Raw genomic sequence first — 13,407 nt, 5'->3', positions numbered from 1 at the left:
GCATTTCCAGTCAGTGCATCGCTTGCCGGATACGGCGGATCATCAGCCAGACCCCCAGTATGACCGGCAGCACCAGAAGCGCGGTCAGCATCTCTTTCGGCAGATGCACCAGCTTGCCAAGCGGATACAGCAGATAAGAGGCAAGGCTGACGGCGTAATAGCTGATCGCCACCACAGACAACCCTTCGACCGTATGTTGCAGCCGCAGTTGCAGATCGGCGCGGCGGTCCATGCTTTCCAGCAGACGCTGGTTCTGGGCGCTGCGGTCCACATCGACACGGGTGCGCAGCAGTTCGGCGGCACGGGCCGTCCGTTCCGACATGGTGGCCAGTCGCGTCTCGGTCGATTTCACCGTACGCATCGCCGGATCATAGCGGCGCATCATAAACTCACCAAAGGTCTGCCGCCCATCCAGCCGGGTTTCACGCAGCACCGCGATGCGTTGCGATACGATGGCCTCATAAGCCCCTGTCGCGCCGAAGCGGAAGGAATAGCGCACGGCAAGCGATTCCAGCTCGGCCGAGATCGACAGCAGATCATGCAGCACCGCCTCCGGCCCCCGATCCATCGCGTCGAGGCTGGTGACCAGCGCCGACAACCGCGGATCCAGCGCATTCAGCCGTGATGACAGTTCGCGCCCCCGGCTGAGGCCCAGCATCGACATGGCGCGGTAGGTTTCAATCTCGCACAGGCGCTGCACGATCCGGCCCACGCGCCGCGTGCCGACGCCCGGCGCCACGAAAACCGCAAAGCGCATGTGTCCCGCCGCGTCGATGCGGAAATCGCCCGCGATGATCGCCGCGCCATCGACCACGCGTGACACCGCCAGGCTTTCCGAAACAAACCAGTCGTCGATCCGGGCCAGAATCTCTTCCTCGGTTTCCGGCATCGGTTCGACCCGGATCAGGAGCGAGGCAAGCCGCTTGCCCGGCGCCGCCGCCAGCCATTCTGTCGGAAAGACCTTGGCCTCCACCGCATCGAACGGGCGCTCTGACAGGCCCGGAGTAAAGGCGGAATAGGTGACGAACTCGGTATGGCTTTCCCATTTCAGCGTCGCACGCCCGATCTCGCCCGAGAAATGCGTGGCATCGGGCTGCGGATGGGCCGAGCCATGCCGGTCCAGCAGCGCCAGAAGATGCGCACGGTCGGCATTCCGGTCGCGGTTATGGGCGTCCACCGGCTCCTTGATCGCCACATAGGCGGCCATGCAGGGCACCTCCAGCGACGGGAAGGGCCGGGCATGAAGTTCGTTCACCAGCGGATAGCGCAGGGGATGGTCGGGGATCTTGGGCATTTTCGGTCTCGGGCTTTTGCCCCTTGATGGGTCGGTCGCCCCCGGATTTGGAAGCGGAATCGAGGCATACCCGCGTATGCATCGCCCCTGTTGCTGAAATGCAAAAGGCCCCGGTGGTGCCGGGGCCTTTCATCATGTCGCGGCGATCACTCGATCATCGGCAGCAGGGCGTCGATGCTCTTTTTTGCGTCACCGTAGAACATGCGCGTGTTCTCTTTGTAGAACAGCGGGTTTTCGATGCCGGAATAGCCGGTGCCCTGCCCGCGCTTCGACACGAAGACCTGTTTCGCCTTCCAGCATTCCAGCACCGGCATGCCGGCGATGGGGCTGTTGGGGTCTTCCTGCGCGGCCGGGTTCACGATGTCGTTCGAGCCGATGACGATGGCAACATCCGTTTCGGGGAAGTCCTCGTTGATCTCGTCCATCTCCAGCACGATGTCATAGGGCACCTTCGCCTCGGCCAAGAGCACGTTCATATGCCCTGGCAGACGGCCCGCCACCGGGTGAATGGCGAAGCGGACGTTCTTGCCCTTGGCGCGCAGCTTGCGGGTCAGTTCGCTGACCGATTGCTGTGCCTGTGCCACCGCCATCCCGTAGCCCGGAATGATGATGACAGAGTCAGCGTCGTTCAGCGCCGCCGCCACGCCTTCGGCGTCAATGGCGATCTGTTCGCCCGTGACTTCCATCGCCGGGCCGGTCGTGCCACCGAAGCCGCCGAGGATCACGCTGACGAACGAACGGTTCATCGCCTTGCACATGATGTAGCTGAGGATGGCACCGGAAGAGCCCACCAGCGCGCCCACCACGATCAGGAGGTCATTCGACAGCGAGAAGCCGATGGCCGCCGCCGCCCAGCCGGAATAGCTGTTCAGCATCGACACCACGACCGGCATGTCGGCACCGCCGATGCCCATGATCAGGTGGTAGCCGATGAAGAAGGCCGCCAGCGTCATCACGATCAGCGCCAGCGTCGAGCCCGATTGCAGATAGACCAGCAGCAGCGCCAGCGACAGCACCGCCGCACCTGCGTTCAGCATGTGACCGCCCGGCAGTTTCTTGGCCTTGCCGTCCACACGCCCCGCCAGCTTGCCGAAGGCGATGACCGAGCCGGTGAAGGTGACCGCCCCGATGAACACGCCGAGGAAGGTCTCGACCCGAAGGATCGACACTTCGACCGGCGTCTTGTGCGCCACCACGGCGGCAAAGCCGTGCAGCGCGGCGCGGGCCGCTTCGTCCATGCCTGCCACGCGGGCAAGTTCGATATGAGTGTTGTACCCGATGAACACCGCCGCCAGACCGACGAGGCTGTGCATCGCCGCCACCAGTTGCGGCATTTCGGTCATCTGCACGCGCTTGGCGACGACCCAGCCGATCGCGCCGCCCGCTGCCACCATGACAACCGAGATCAGCCAGTTGCCCGCACCGGGACCGACCAGCGTGGCCGCCACGGCCAGCGCCATGCCGACAATGCCATACCACACCGCGCGCTTGGCGCTTTCCTGCCCCGAAAGGCCGCCCAGCGACTGAATGAACAGAACTGCCGCAACGACATAGGCGGCCGTGGTGAATCCGTATTCCATTTCCCGGCCTCCCCCTTACGACTTCTGGAACATGGCGAGCATCCGCCGGGTGACCATGAAACCACCGAAGATGTTGATCCCGGCCATGAAGACCGAGGCCGCTGCGAGAATGACGACCAGCCAGTTGCCCGAGCCGATCTGCATCAGCGCGCCCAGAATGATGATCGACGAAATCGCATTGGTCACCGCCATCAGCGGCGTGTGCAGGCTGTGGCTGACGTTCCAGATGACCTGAACGCCGACATAGACCGACAGCACGAAGACGATTAAGTGCGCCATGAAGCTTGCGGGCGCGAACAACCCCGCCAGCAGGATCAGCCCGCCGCCGATGGCCAGCATCAGCACCTGATCACGGGTCTGTTTCCTGAAGGCCGCGGCTTCCTGCGCGCGTTTTTCCTCGGGCGTCAGCTCCTTCGCCTTTTCCTTCGGCTTCTGCGCGGCGATGGCCTGCACCTTCGGCGGCGGCGGCGGATAGGTTATGGCACCGTCTTTGGTCACCGTCGCGCCGCGGATCACGTCATCTTCCATGTTGTGATCGACCACACCGTCTTTCTTCGGTGTAAGATCGGACATCATGTGACGGATATTGTTGGCATAAAGCGTCGAGGCCTGTGCCGCCATCCGGCTGGGGAAATCGGTATAGCCGACGATGGTCACACCGTTTTCGGTGACGATCTTTTCGTCCGGCACCGTCAGGTCGCAGTTGCCACCGCGCTCGGCCGCAAGGTCGACGATGACCGAGCCCGGCTTCATCATCTGCACCATATCCTCGGTCCACAGTTTCGGCGCGGGCCGACCGGGGATGAGGGCGGTGGTGATGACGATGTCGATGTCGGGCGCCAGTTCGCGGAACTTCTTCAGCTGCGCTTCGCGGAACTCCGGGCTGGACGGGGCGGCATAACCGCCGGTCGCCGCGCCATCGGTCTGCGCTTCACTGAAGTCGAGGTAGACGAACTCCGCACCCATCGATTCGATCTGCTCGGCCACTTCGGGACGCACGTCGAAGGCGAGCGTGATGGCGCCCAGCGAGGTCGAGGTGCCGATGGCCGCAAGACCTGCCACACCGGCGCCGACGATCAGCACCTTGGCCGGGGGCACCTTGCCCGCTGCCGTCACCTGACCGGTGAAGAAACGGCCAAAGTTGTTGCCCGCCTCGATCACCGCGCGATAGCCCGCGATATTGGCCATCGACGACAGCGCGTCCATCTTCTGCGCCCGGCTGATGCGCGGCACCATGTCCATGGCGACGACCGTGGCGCCGCGTTCCTTCGCGGCCTCCAGCAGTTCGGGGTTCTGGGCAGGCCAGAAGAAGCTGATCAGAGTCTGCCCCTGCCGCAGCATGGCGACCTCGGAAGGCTCCGGCCCGCGCACCTTCACCACCACATCGGCGGCGGCATAAAGCTCTGCCGCAGTGGTGACGATCTCGACCCCGGCGGTGCGGTACGCCGCGTCCGAAAAGCCAGCCTTGGCCCCGGCGCCCGCTTCCAGAACACAGATATGCCCCAGTTTCTGCAACTGCACAGCCGAGTCGGGTGTCAGCGCCACCCGGTTCTCGCCTTCGAATATCTCTCTCGGTGCCCCGATCTTCACTGTTTCTCCCCCGTTCGATGGCGCGTTTCAGCGCGTCAGGTTTCTAGTCGATAATCGCCGCGCAAGAAAATTTCAAAAAGAAAGTTCTGCTCTGCGGCAAAATTGCGTCGCTACGCTGCGGCATATCATATCCATCGCCGCACCTGCGCGGTCCAAAGGTCGTAAGCCGCGCCAAACCGTTGCCGCAGCACCCCCTCCTCCGGCAGGATGAAACGGTGCTGGATCACCGCCATGAACACCAGCAGTACCGGCAGTGCGAGCGGCACATCCCACCACAGAATCGCCGCTGCCAGAATCAGCGCATCGCCGAGATAGATCGGATTGCGTGACAGGCGGAACACGCCCCTCGTTACCAGCGCCTGCGGAACGCGGCGCGGAATGACCGTCGTGCGCCCGCCCCACATCTGCATCGCCGCAGCCAGCATCAGCGCCAGACCAAGCCCCGCCAGCACGGGGGCGACGACCGCCCCGGCCGTACCGAAGCCCGCGAAAGGAACAACCCGGTCCATCACCCAGACGAGGGCAATGGCACATGCAAGCCAGAGCGGCGGCCAGTCCAGCGACAGCAAGGCGCGTCCCTCACGTTAGGTCAATACCGGCTTATTCCCGCTCATTTACGACTTTGCAACCCTGTTTGGTCCTGCGTATGGCTATGACAAGGAAAGGTTGCCGCCGCCCCATAAGTTTTAAACTTGAAATTTATGACTTTCAGGATAGAGATATAAGTTGTCGCCCCTCGCCCGACACGCCAATCTGGTGCAAAGGCCGTGCGCGTGACTCCCGGCCGCTGACTGCAAGGATCAAGATGACCCGCGATTTCGCTGATACCCGCGCCCTGTTCGATCTGCCCGAAGGGGTGATCTATCTTGACGGAAATTCGCTGGGACCGCTGCCGAAAGCCGCCGCCGCCCGCGTTGCCCGCACCGTGACCGAGGAATGGGGACAAATGCTGATCACCGGCTGGAACAAGGCCGGATGGATGGAACAGCCCTCGAAGACCGGCGACCGGATCGGACGGCTGATCGGCGCCGAGCCTGGCCATGTGGTGATGGGCGACACGCTGTCGATCAAGGTCTATCAGGCGCTGGCCTCGGCGCTGGAGATGAACCCGACGCGGCGGGTGATCCTGTCGGATACCGGCAATTTCCCCTCCGATCTTTACATGGCCGAGGGGCTGTGCCGCACGCTGGGCCCGGATTACAACCTGAAAACCGTGGCGCCGGAACAGGTGCTGGAGGCGCTGGACGACACGGTTGCAGTGATGATGATCACCGAAGTCGATTACCGCACCGGCCGCCGGCATGACATGGCGGCGCTGACGGCGCGGGCGCATGAGGTGGGCGCGCTCGCGGTCTGGGATCTGGCGCATAGCGCGGGGGCGCTTCCGGTCGAGGTGGCAAAGGGCGGCGCCGATTTCGCGGTGGGCTGCACCTATAAATACCTGAACTCCGGCCCCGGCGGCCCGGCCTTCATTTATGTCGCGCCACGCCACGCGGAAACCGCGCGCCCGGCCCTGTCCGGCTGGCTGGGGCATGAGGCGCCTTTTGCCTTTGACCTGGACTATCGCCCCGGCCGCGGGATCGAGCGCATGCGCGTCGGCACCCCGCCGGTGCTGCAACTCGCCGCGCTCGACGCCTCGCTCGACATCTGGGACAAGGTGGAAATGGCGGACATCCGTGACGCCTCGCTGGCCCTGACCGACCGCTTCATCGCGGGGGTGGAAACCGCCTGCCCCGGCCTGGAACTCGCCACGCCGCGCGATCATGCGATGCGCGGCAGCCAGGTCAGCTTCCGCCACCCGGAAGGCTATGCCATCATGCAGGCGCTCATCGCGCGCGGCGTCATCGGTGATTTCCGCGCCCCAGACATCCTGCGTTTCGGCTTCACGCCCCTGTTCATCAATGCGGAAGATGTGGACAAGGCGGTCGCCATCATCAAGGATGTAATGGACGGCGCCCTGTGGGACCGCCCCGAATACAAGACCCGCGCCCGCGTGACCTGACCCATAAAGAAACCCGCCCCGTGCTTTACCTTGGTCGAAATATCCCCGCCGGAGGCTCCCGGCCCAACCGGAGGCGCCTCCGGCGGGAGTATTTTGCCAAGGAGCAGGTGCAGAGCGTGCCGCCCCTGTGCCGGCCGGCGGGATGGGTTTGTCTGTGGCGGCGGATCGGTAAGGTTTCGGTACTGAACCGGCAGGTGTGCGGCTGACCGCCGCCCTGCCCTTTCAGACACCGGAGTTTCCCATGACCACCTACGATCCCGCCCGCGACGGCGCGCAGATGTCTTTCGACGGCCGCATGTCCTATGGCGATTACCTGCATATCGACACGATCCTGAACGCCCAGCAATTGCTGACCGGCGCGCATGACGAGATGCTGTTCATCATCCAGCACCAGACATCCGAGCTGTGGATGCGGCTGGCGCTGCACGAGCTGGATGCCGCGCGCCGTGCAATTGCGGCGGACGAGGCGCGCTCTGCCTTCAAGATGCTGACCCGCGTGGCGCGGATCTTCGAGCAGCTCAATTCCGCATGGGATGTGCTGCGCACCATGACGCCCAGCGAATATACCCGCTTCCGTGACGGGCTGGGGCAAAGCTCGGGCTTCCAGTCCTGGCAATACCGGCTGATCGAATATGCGGTGGGCAACCGCAACCTGGCCATGCTGCGCCCCCATGCGCATCGTCCCGACCTGACGGCGAAGCTGGAGGCGGAACTTGGCCGCCCCTCGCTTTACGACGAGGCGCTGCGGCTGCTGGCGCGGAAGGGTCTGCCGGTGCCGGAGGCCGTGCTGGCCCGCGACCTGCGAGCGCCCTGGGTGGCCGATCCGGGGGTGCAGGCGGCTTGGGAGATCGTTTACCGCGATCCGCAGGCACATTGGGAAGCCTATGAAATGGCCGAGAAACTGGTGGATTTCGAGGATTATTTCCGGCGCTGGCGGTTCAACCATGTCACCACGGTCGAACGTGTCATCGGCTTCAAGCGCGGCACCGGCGGCACGGCGGGCGTGAGCTATCTGCGCCGCATGCTGGAAGTCGAACTGTTTCCCGAATTGTGGCACTTGCGCACGGCTCTGTGAACAATCCGTGATGGACCAAGACGGAACCCTGCAATATCTGTGGGAATTGTGTATCGGGTAAACGGGTTCCGTCCGTTCGGATTCGCTGGGAGAAATTGATGCTGCGTAATGTTCTGGCTCTGGTTCTTGGCGGGATGCTTGTGGGCTCCCTCGGGGCTTGCGTCCAGCCTGCCGTCACCGAGGCGACCAAGTCGCCCGAGCCGCCCGCGCCGGTGGTGAAACAGCCTGTTCCCGAAGATTTCGTGAACAGCTATGTCGCGCGTCAGGACGGCCCCTTCACCATCCCCGCCGTGCCGGAAGAAAAGATCCCGCCGCAGTTCAAGCGGCAGCTGGTGGATTTCCCGACCAATGATCCGGTCGGGACGATCATCATCAACCCGACGAACAAGACGCTGCATCTGGTGACCGCGCCGGGTAAGGCGATGCGCTATGGCATCGCGGTCGGCGCTGACGGCTTCCAGTGGGCGGGTGAGGCTCTGGTGACCAACCGCAAGCACTGGCCCACCTGGACGCCGCCGAAGGAGATGATCGAGCGCAAGCCGCAGCTTGAGAAGTGGAAAGACGGCCAGCCGGGCGGTCCGACCAACCCGCTGGGCGCCCGTGCATTGTATCTGACGACCAATGGCGTCGATTACGGTTTCCGCATCCATGGCACGCCGGAATGGAAGTCGATCGGGCGCAACGCCTCGTCGGGCTGTTTCCGCATGATCAACCAAGATGTGATCGACCTCTATGACCGCGTGCCGAACGGGGTGAAGGTGGTTGTGCTGAATGCCGATGGCTCGCGTCCCGCCGCGCTGAAGCTGCCGCCGCCGCAACCCAAGAAAGCTTCGGTCAAGCCGAAGCAGACGCCGAAACCCGCCGATGCGCCGGTTCCAGCCAAAGCGCCGGGCGCGCCTGCGCCGGGTTTCCCCACCATGACGGCACCTGCTCTGAACCCGCCCGCTCTGGGCGGCGTGCCTGCCGCGCTGGTGGCACCGGCCCAGCCCGCCGCCCCGGCGCCGGAAGCTGCCGCCGTGACCGTGACCCCGCCTGCGGCCGAACCGGCCACCCCCGAGGCTCCGGCCCCTGCCGCAACCTGCGTGCCCACGGCGGAAAAGCCCTGCCCCTGAGGCCGATTGGTGCATCTAATGACAAAGGCGCGGCTTTTGCCGCGCCTTTTGCTTTGCAGGTTGCCGCTTTCGGGATCAGGCGGAGCGAACCGCTGCCGCGCCCTGCCCGGCCCATTCCGCCGCCGCCCGCCCGAAGGCCGCGAACAGCGGCCGCGAGACCGGATCAGCCACCGCATTCCATTCCGGGTGCCATTGCACCGAAAGCGTGAAGCCCGGCGCGTCTTTCACATAAAGCGCCTCGGGTGTGCCGTCGGGGGCCTGCCCGTCGATGACAATGCGCGGACCGGGCCGGTTGATCCCCTGCCCGTGCAGTGTGTTGGTCATCACCTCTTCGGCCCCCATCAGCCGCGCAAATACCCCGCCGGGGGTAAAGCGCACCGGATGGCGCAAGGCGAACTTCTCCTCCAGCGATCCATCGGGTGGCATGCGGTGGTTCATGCGCCCCGGCAGATCGCGGATTTCGGGGTAGAGCGTGCCGCCCATGGCCACGTTCACTTCCTGAAAGCCGCGACAGATGCCAAGGAAGGGCTGCCCCCGGTCCACACAGGCACGGATCAGCGGCAGCGTGATCGCATCGCGCGCGCGTTCAAACGTGCCATGGGCGGGGGTTTCCGCCTCGCCATATTCGCTGGGATGCACGTTCGGCCGCCCGCCGGTCAGCAGGAAGCCGTCGCAAAGCGCCAGAAGTTCGTCAACGCTGACCAGCCGGGGGTCCGAAGGGATGATCAGTGGCACGCAGCCCGCCACCTGCGCCACCGCCTCGGAGTTCATCGTGCCCCCGGCATGAACCGGATAGCTTTCGTTCAGCAGGCTCATGTTCCCGATGATCCCCACGACGGGGCGGCGGCTGGCGGCGTGAACTGACATGGTCTGAGCGCATTTCCCTGTGTTTCGCCAAGTCTAGGCCCGCAGCCCGCGGTTTTGAAGCGTGAAACCCGGCTGTTTCGGTGCATGGGTGCAGAACTCGCCGTCATTCCGCGCAGGCTGCCCCGGCTTTGCCCGCCGGACAGGCCGGAAATAATGCCGCTCCAGAGCCGGAAATTGCCCCTTTGCCCCCCGTTCGGGGGATGGCCCGGCAACGGGTCCGGCCTTTAGAAGCAACAGACCCGGAAGGGACACCCCATTGTTCCGACAGAAATTTGTGGAGAGTGCGCATGGCAAAGACCATCGAAAAGGTGAAAACCTGGTTCAACAACACCAAGGATCTCGACCTGCTGGCCTTCGACGCCACAACCTTGTCCAACGGCAAGGTGATGGTGGCCTTCGGGGGTTCGGCGCTGATTGATTCAGGCATCTATGCCAATTCGGTGGTCTATACGGCCACGCTGAACCTCAGGACCGACAAGCTTGGCCCGATCACCACCGCCTCGGTCGCCACCACGCCCGGCGGCTTCGCCCCGATCAGCACATTTCAATATGTGGATCTGATCGCGGGGACCAAGGGCCGCGCATTGCTGACGGGGATGTTCTACAACAACCGCATCGACGGCGACGACCATAACTGGTCGCTGGCCGCACAGGGCTATCGCGGAACGGCGCCGGTTGGCGGCACCCGGCTGGAGCCGCATTCGGTGACGCCCGGCCAGCCCGGGATCAACCCGGCGACCGACTGGTCGGGGGTCCGGCTGAAGGATGGCAGCTATGCCGTTTTCCACACTCAGCCCGGCGCCAGCGCCGCCGACATCTCGACCGGCATCCTGATGACCAAATTCAAGGCCAGTGGCGCGCCCTCGGGCAAGGCCAAGGTGGTGGTCGAGGATCATTCGGTCGGCATCAGCCCCTGGGCGATCGAGGCAAGTCCGGTCGCCCCTTCGGCGGTGGTGCTGGGGAACGGGCGCATCGGGGTCTTCTACAAGGAGGTCGGGGGCGAGACGATCAACGGCATCACCTATACCGACAAGCAGATCACCTATCAGCAGATCACCGCGAGCGGCAAACGTGTGGGCAAGGCCATTGCCATAGACGACACGCTGGGCGCGGGAACCCTGCGCCCCGAGGCGGTGGCGCTGGACAATGGCCGCGCGGTGGTGACGTGGTATGACTCTGCCGATGGAGGGGCGCACAAGGCACGGATCGTCGGTGCCAATGGCAAAGTGGCCAGCAAGACCATCACCCTGAACGAGGACGGCCACGACAGCTGGACCGACCTGAAGGTCATCGCGCTGGCGAAAAACACCTTCGCGCTCAGTTGGTTCGACAGCGACAACAGGCTGTGGCTGGGGCAGGTGTTCGACGGCGACGGCGCAGCCCGCACCGGGCGCTTTCTGCTGACCGACAATGGCGCCGATCTTTCGGTCGTGGAGGGCGAAAAGAACGATGGCGGCATTATCCGTCAGGGTAAGGGGTTTCTTGGCTGGACCATCGGACGGGAAACCGAACTGACGAAGGAACACCTGGACGGTCAGGCCTTCAGCCTGATCTCGACGCAGGGCGCCGAGCGCAATGGCAACGGGCGCGGCAATACCCTGAACGGCACCACGAAGGACGACATGCTGGACGGGCGTGGCGGCAAGGACAAGCTGGACGGGCGCGCGGGCAATGATCTGCTGACCGGCGGGAGTGGGAATGACCGGCTCAAGGGCGGCTCCGGGTTCGACTGGCTGGAAGGCGGCTCGGGCAATGACACGCTCGACGGCGGCAGCGGCACCGATGTGCTCTATGGCGGTGCGGGGCGCGACCGCGTGCTGGGCGGAACCGGGAACGACCGGATCCATGGCTGCGCGGGGGCAGATACGCTGACGGGTGGCGCCGGGGCCGACCATTTCATCTTCACCGCGCGCAGAGAGAGCTTCCGGTTCGTCTTTGACGAAGGCGGCGACACGATCACCGATTTCCGGCCCGGTCAGGGCGACAAGCTGATGTTTTCGGGCTTCGGCGGCGCCAATCCGTTCAATCCGCTGCCCAACGGGACTGCCGCCAGGCCCACCGAGATCGGGTTCTATTTCAACACGAAAACCCATGTGCTGAGCTACGACCCGGATGGCTCGGGCACGCTTTATGAACGGCAGACCGTCGCCAAACTGGTCGGCGTCAATTCTCTGGGCTGGGATGATATGATCCTGCTGCCCTGAATCCTGCTGCGCGGAGCGGCAATCACAGCGCCTTGCGGAAAAACACGCGGGAAAAGCCCTGATCGACCCGCCGCCCCGTCTCGGTATAGCCGAGGCGGGGGTAAAGCCGCAGCGCACCCGCCATCGCCGCATTGGTGTAAAGCGTGACGGCGGGCAGCCCCGCCGCCCGCGCCTCGGCCTCGCACAGGGCGACCAGCCGGGCGCCAAGACCGCGGCCCTGCGCCTCTGGCACCACCGCCAACACGTCGAGAAGCATGGCCCCGTCTTCGGGCCAGCAGGCCATGACAGCGCCCTCGTCCAGCAGCCAGACCTGACCCGCCGCGATCAGCGCCGCATAATCGGCATCCATCGGCGCCGGACGGCGACCGATCAGCGGCACATAAGGCGCAAAGGCGGCCTCGACCACCGTCTGCACCTGCGCCAGATCGGCGGGCATGGCGCGGCGCGCGGTCATGCGCCAGCCGCCCCGGCCACCGCATGCGCCGCCGCCGTCAGCGCGCCCGGCCCATGCGGGATGTCCAGCGCGATCATGCCGGCCTCCATCGCCGCCAGTACGCCCAGCGTCATATGGGCATTCACATGGCCCATATGCGCCACCCGCAGAAAGCCGTGATAGGCGGGCTCCGACGGCAAGGCCATGCCCAGACCGATGCCCAGCGTGACCCCCGCACGTTGCTCCAGCCAGTCGCGCAGGCGGCTGGCATTCGGCGCCGGGCCAATCCGGGCCGCTGTCACCGAATGGCCGCGAGACGCCGGATCCGCCACGTTCAGCGCAATCTCGGGCTGCCCCGCGCCCCAGGCATCGAACGCCGCCCAGACGGTGCGGGCAAGCGCGGCATGCCGCGCCCAGACCGCCTCCAGCCCCTCCTCGGCGATCATGTTCAGGCTTTCGCGCAGACCGAACAGGTGATGCGTCGGGGCGGTGCCCGCCCAGTGCTGCCAGAACTCGGTCGCGGTCGCGCGGGGCGTCCAGTTCCAGTAGGGCGTGCGCAGGTCGCTGGTCTTGCAACGCTCCATCGCGCGGTCGGAAAACCACAAAATCCCCAGCCCCGGCGGCACCATAAGCCCCTTCTGGCTGGCCGCTACCACCACATCCACGCCCCAGTCATCCATGAAGAACGCATCGCAGCCCATCGAGGCGATGCAATCCACCGCCAGCAAGGCCGGATGGCCCGCAGCGTCGATGGCGCGGCGGATGGCGGGGATGTCATTCTTCACCGAACTGGCGGTATCGACATGAGTGACCAGAACCGCCTTGATCCCATGCGCGGTATCGGCCCGCAGCGCTGCCTCGATCCGGGCGGGATCGGCGGGGGCGGCCTTGCCGAAATCCAGAAGTTCGGCCTGCACGCCCTGCGCCGTGGCACTTTCCGCCCAGCCGATGCCGAACCTTCCCGTTGCCACGACCAGCGCCCGGTCCCCGCGCGAGAACAGGTTGGCATTGGCCGCCTCCCACGCACCATGGCCATTGGCGATATAGAGCGCCACATATGCCTTCGTCCCCGCCAGCCGCCGCAGATCGGGCCAGAGGCTTTCCACCATCTCGGGCAACGCCCCGGCATAGATATTGGGCGCCGCCCGGTGCATCGCGTTCAGCACGCGATCCGGCATGGTCGAGGGGCCGGGAATGGCGAGGTAGGGGCGTCCGTTGGCGAGGGTCATCTGCTTCTCCGCGAGTCCTGA

The 13,407-nt window shown here is 65.0% G+C and carries 11 protein-coding genes; 4 read left to right on the top strand and 7 right to left on the bottom strand.

Annotated features, from left to right (window positions below):
* Positions 1-10: 10 nt before the first annotated feature.
* The 4 genes from IE126_RS06025 to IE126_RS06010 form a co-directional block, all read right to left on the bottom strand.
* Positions 11-1,294, bottom strand: coding sequence for a DUF3422 family protein (locus IE126_RS06025; protein ID WP_054301638.1), 1,284 nt, complete (start codon positions 1,292-1,294; stop codon positions 11-13).
* 146 nt (positions 1,295-1,440) lie between these two features.
* Positions 1,441-2,874 carry an NAD(P)(+) transhydrogenase (Re/Si-specific) subunit beta gene (locus tag IE126_RS06020; protein WP_054301637.1) on the bottom strand — a complete coding sequence of 478 codons (1,434 nt, stop codon included), beginning with the start codon at positions 2,872-2,874 and terminating at the stop codon, positions 1,441-1,443.
* 15 nt (positions 2,875-2,889) lie between these two features.
* A complete protein-coding gene (locus tag IE126_RS06015) occupies positions 2,890-4,464 on the bottom strand; it encodes a Re/Si-specific NAD(P)(+) transhydrogenase subunit alpha (protein ID WP_189380462.1) in 1,575 nt (524 codons plus the stop codon).
* A gap of 125 nt (positions 4,465-4,589) precedes the next feature.
* A complete protein-coding gene (locus IE126_RS06010) occupies positions 4,590-5,033 on the bottom strand; it encodes a methyltransferase family protein (protein WP_189380461.1) in 444 nt (147 codons plus the stop codon).
* Positions 5,034-5,269: 236 nt separating this feature from the next.
* On the opposite strand from IE126_RS06010, the gene kynU reads away from it, so the two are divergent.
* From kynU to IE126_RS05995, 3 genes are all read left to right on the top strand, one after another.
* Positions 5,270-6,466, top strand: coding sequence for a kynureninase (gene kynU / locus IE126_RS06005; protein ID WP_189380460.1), 1,197 nt, complete (start codon positions 5,270-5,272; stop codon positions 6,464-6,466).
* 241 nt (positions 6,467-6,707) lie between these two features.
* On the top strand, positions 6,708-7,541 hold the full coding sequence (gene kynA, locus IE126_RS06000; protein WP_189380459.1) for a tryptophan 2,3-dioxygenase: 834 nt from the start codon (positions 6,708-6,710) through the stop codon (positions 7,539-7,541).
* 98 nt (positions 7,542-7,639) lie between these two features.
* Complete coding sequence (locus tag IE126_RS05995; protein ID WP_229825268.1) at positions 7,640-8,653, top strand: L,D-transpeptidase; 1,014 nt, start codon at positions 7,640-7,642, stop codon at positions 8,651-8,653.
* A 75-nt stretch (positions 8,654-8,728) separates the two neighbouring features.
* Here IE126_RS05995 and IE126_RS05990 read toward each other — a convergent pair whose 3' ends face one another.
* On the bottom strand, positions 8,729-9,520 hold the full coding sequence (locus IE126_RS05990) for a gamma-glutamyl-gamma-aminobutyrate hydrolase family protein (RefSeq protein ID WP_054301632.1): 792 nt from the start codon (positions 9,518-9,520) through the stop codon (positions 8,729-8,731).
* A 287-nt stretch (positions 9,521-9,807) separates the two neighbouring features.
* Between IE126_RS05990 and IE126_RS26320 the strand changes: the two genes are divergently transcribed.
* Positions 9,808-11,724 (top strand): calcium-binding protein, encoded by a 1,917-nt coding sequence (locus IE126_RS26320; protein WP_308429971.1) that lies wholly within the window; start codon positions 9,808-9,810, stop codon positions 11,722-11,724.
* Between the two features lie 22 nt (positions 11,725-11,746).
* Here the strand turns inward: IE126_RS26320 and IE126_RS05980 are convergent, their stop codons facing one another.
* Together IE126_RS05980 and IE126_RS05975 are read right to left on the bottom strand one after the other, a co-directional pair.
* Positions 11,747-12,178 (bottom strand): GNAT family N-acetyltransferase, encoded by a 432-nt coding sequence (locus tag IE126_RS05980; RefSeq protein ID WP_108127124.1) that lies wholly within the window; start codon positions 12,176-12,178, stop codon positions 11,747-11,749.
* Positions 12,175-13,386 carry a pyridoxal-phosphate-dependent aminotransferase family protein gene (locus tag IE126_RS05975; protein ID WP_189380458.1) on the bottom strand — a complete coding sequence of 404 codons (1,212 nt, stop codon included), beginning with the start codon at positions 13,384-13,386 and terminating at the stop codon, positions 12,175-12,177. Before IE126_RS05975 ends, IE126_RS05980 begins: the two co-directional genes overlap by 4 nt.
* Positions 13,387-13,407: the final 21 nt, after the last annotated feature.

This window comes from Gemmobacter nanjingensis, assembly GCF_014652195.1.
Classification (GTDB): Bacteria; Pseudomonadota; Alphaproteobacteria; order Rhodobacterales; family Rhodobacteraceae; genus Gemmobacter; species Gemmobacter caeni.
This window is presented reverse-complemented; position numbering and strand designations above follow the sequence as displayed.

Coding starts and splice junctions, on each gene's coding strand:
- IE126_RS06025 (WP_054301638.1), bottom strand. CDS start 1,294: ATGCCCAAGATCCCCGACCATCCCCTGCGCTATCCGCTGGTGAACGAA.
- IE126_RS06020 (WP_054301637.1), bottom strand. CDS start 2,874: ATGGAATACGGATTCACCACGGCCGCCTATGTCGTTGCGGCAGTTCTG.
- kynU (WP_189380460.1), top strand. CDS start 5,270: ATGACCCGCGATTTCGCTGATACCCGCGCCCTGTTCGATCTGCCCGAA.
- kynA (WP_189380459.1), top strand. CDS start 6,708: ATGACCACCTACGATCCCGCCCGCGACGGCGCGCAGATGTCTTTCGAC.
- IE126_RS05995 (WP_229825268.1), top strand. CDS start 7,640: ATGCTGCGTAATGTTCTGGCTCTGGTTCTTGGCGGGATGCTTGTGGGC.
- IE126_RS05990 (WP_054301632.1), bottom strand. CDS start 9,520: ATGTCAGTTCACGCCGCCAGCCGCCGCCCCGTCGTGGGGATCATCGGG.
- IE126_RS26320 (WP_308429971.1), top strand. CDS start 9,808: ATGGCAAAGACCATCGAAAAGGTGAAAACCTGGTTCAACAACACCAAG.
- IE126_RS05980 (WP_108127124.1), bottom strand. CDS start 12,178: ATGACCGCGCGCCGCGCCATGCCCGCCGATCTGGCGCAGGTGCAGACG.
- IE126_RS05975 (WP_189380458.1), bottom strand. CDS start 13,386: ATGACCCTCGCCAACGGACGCCCCTACCTCGCCATTCCCGGCCCCTCG.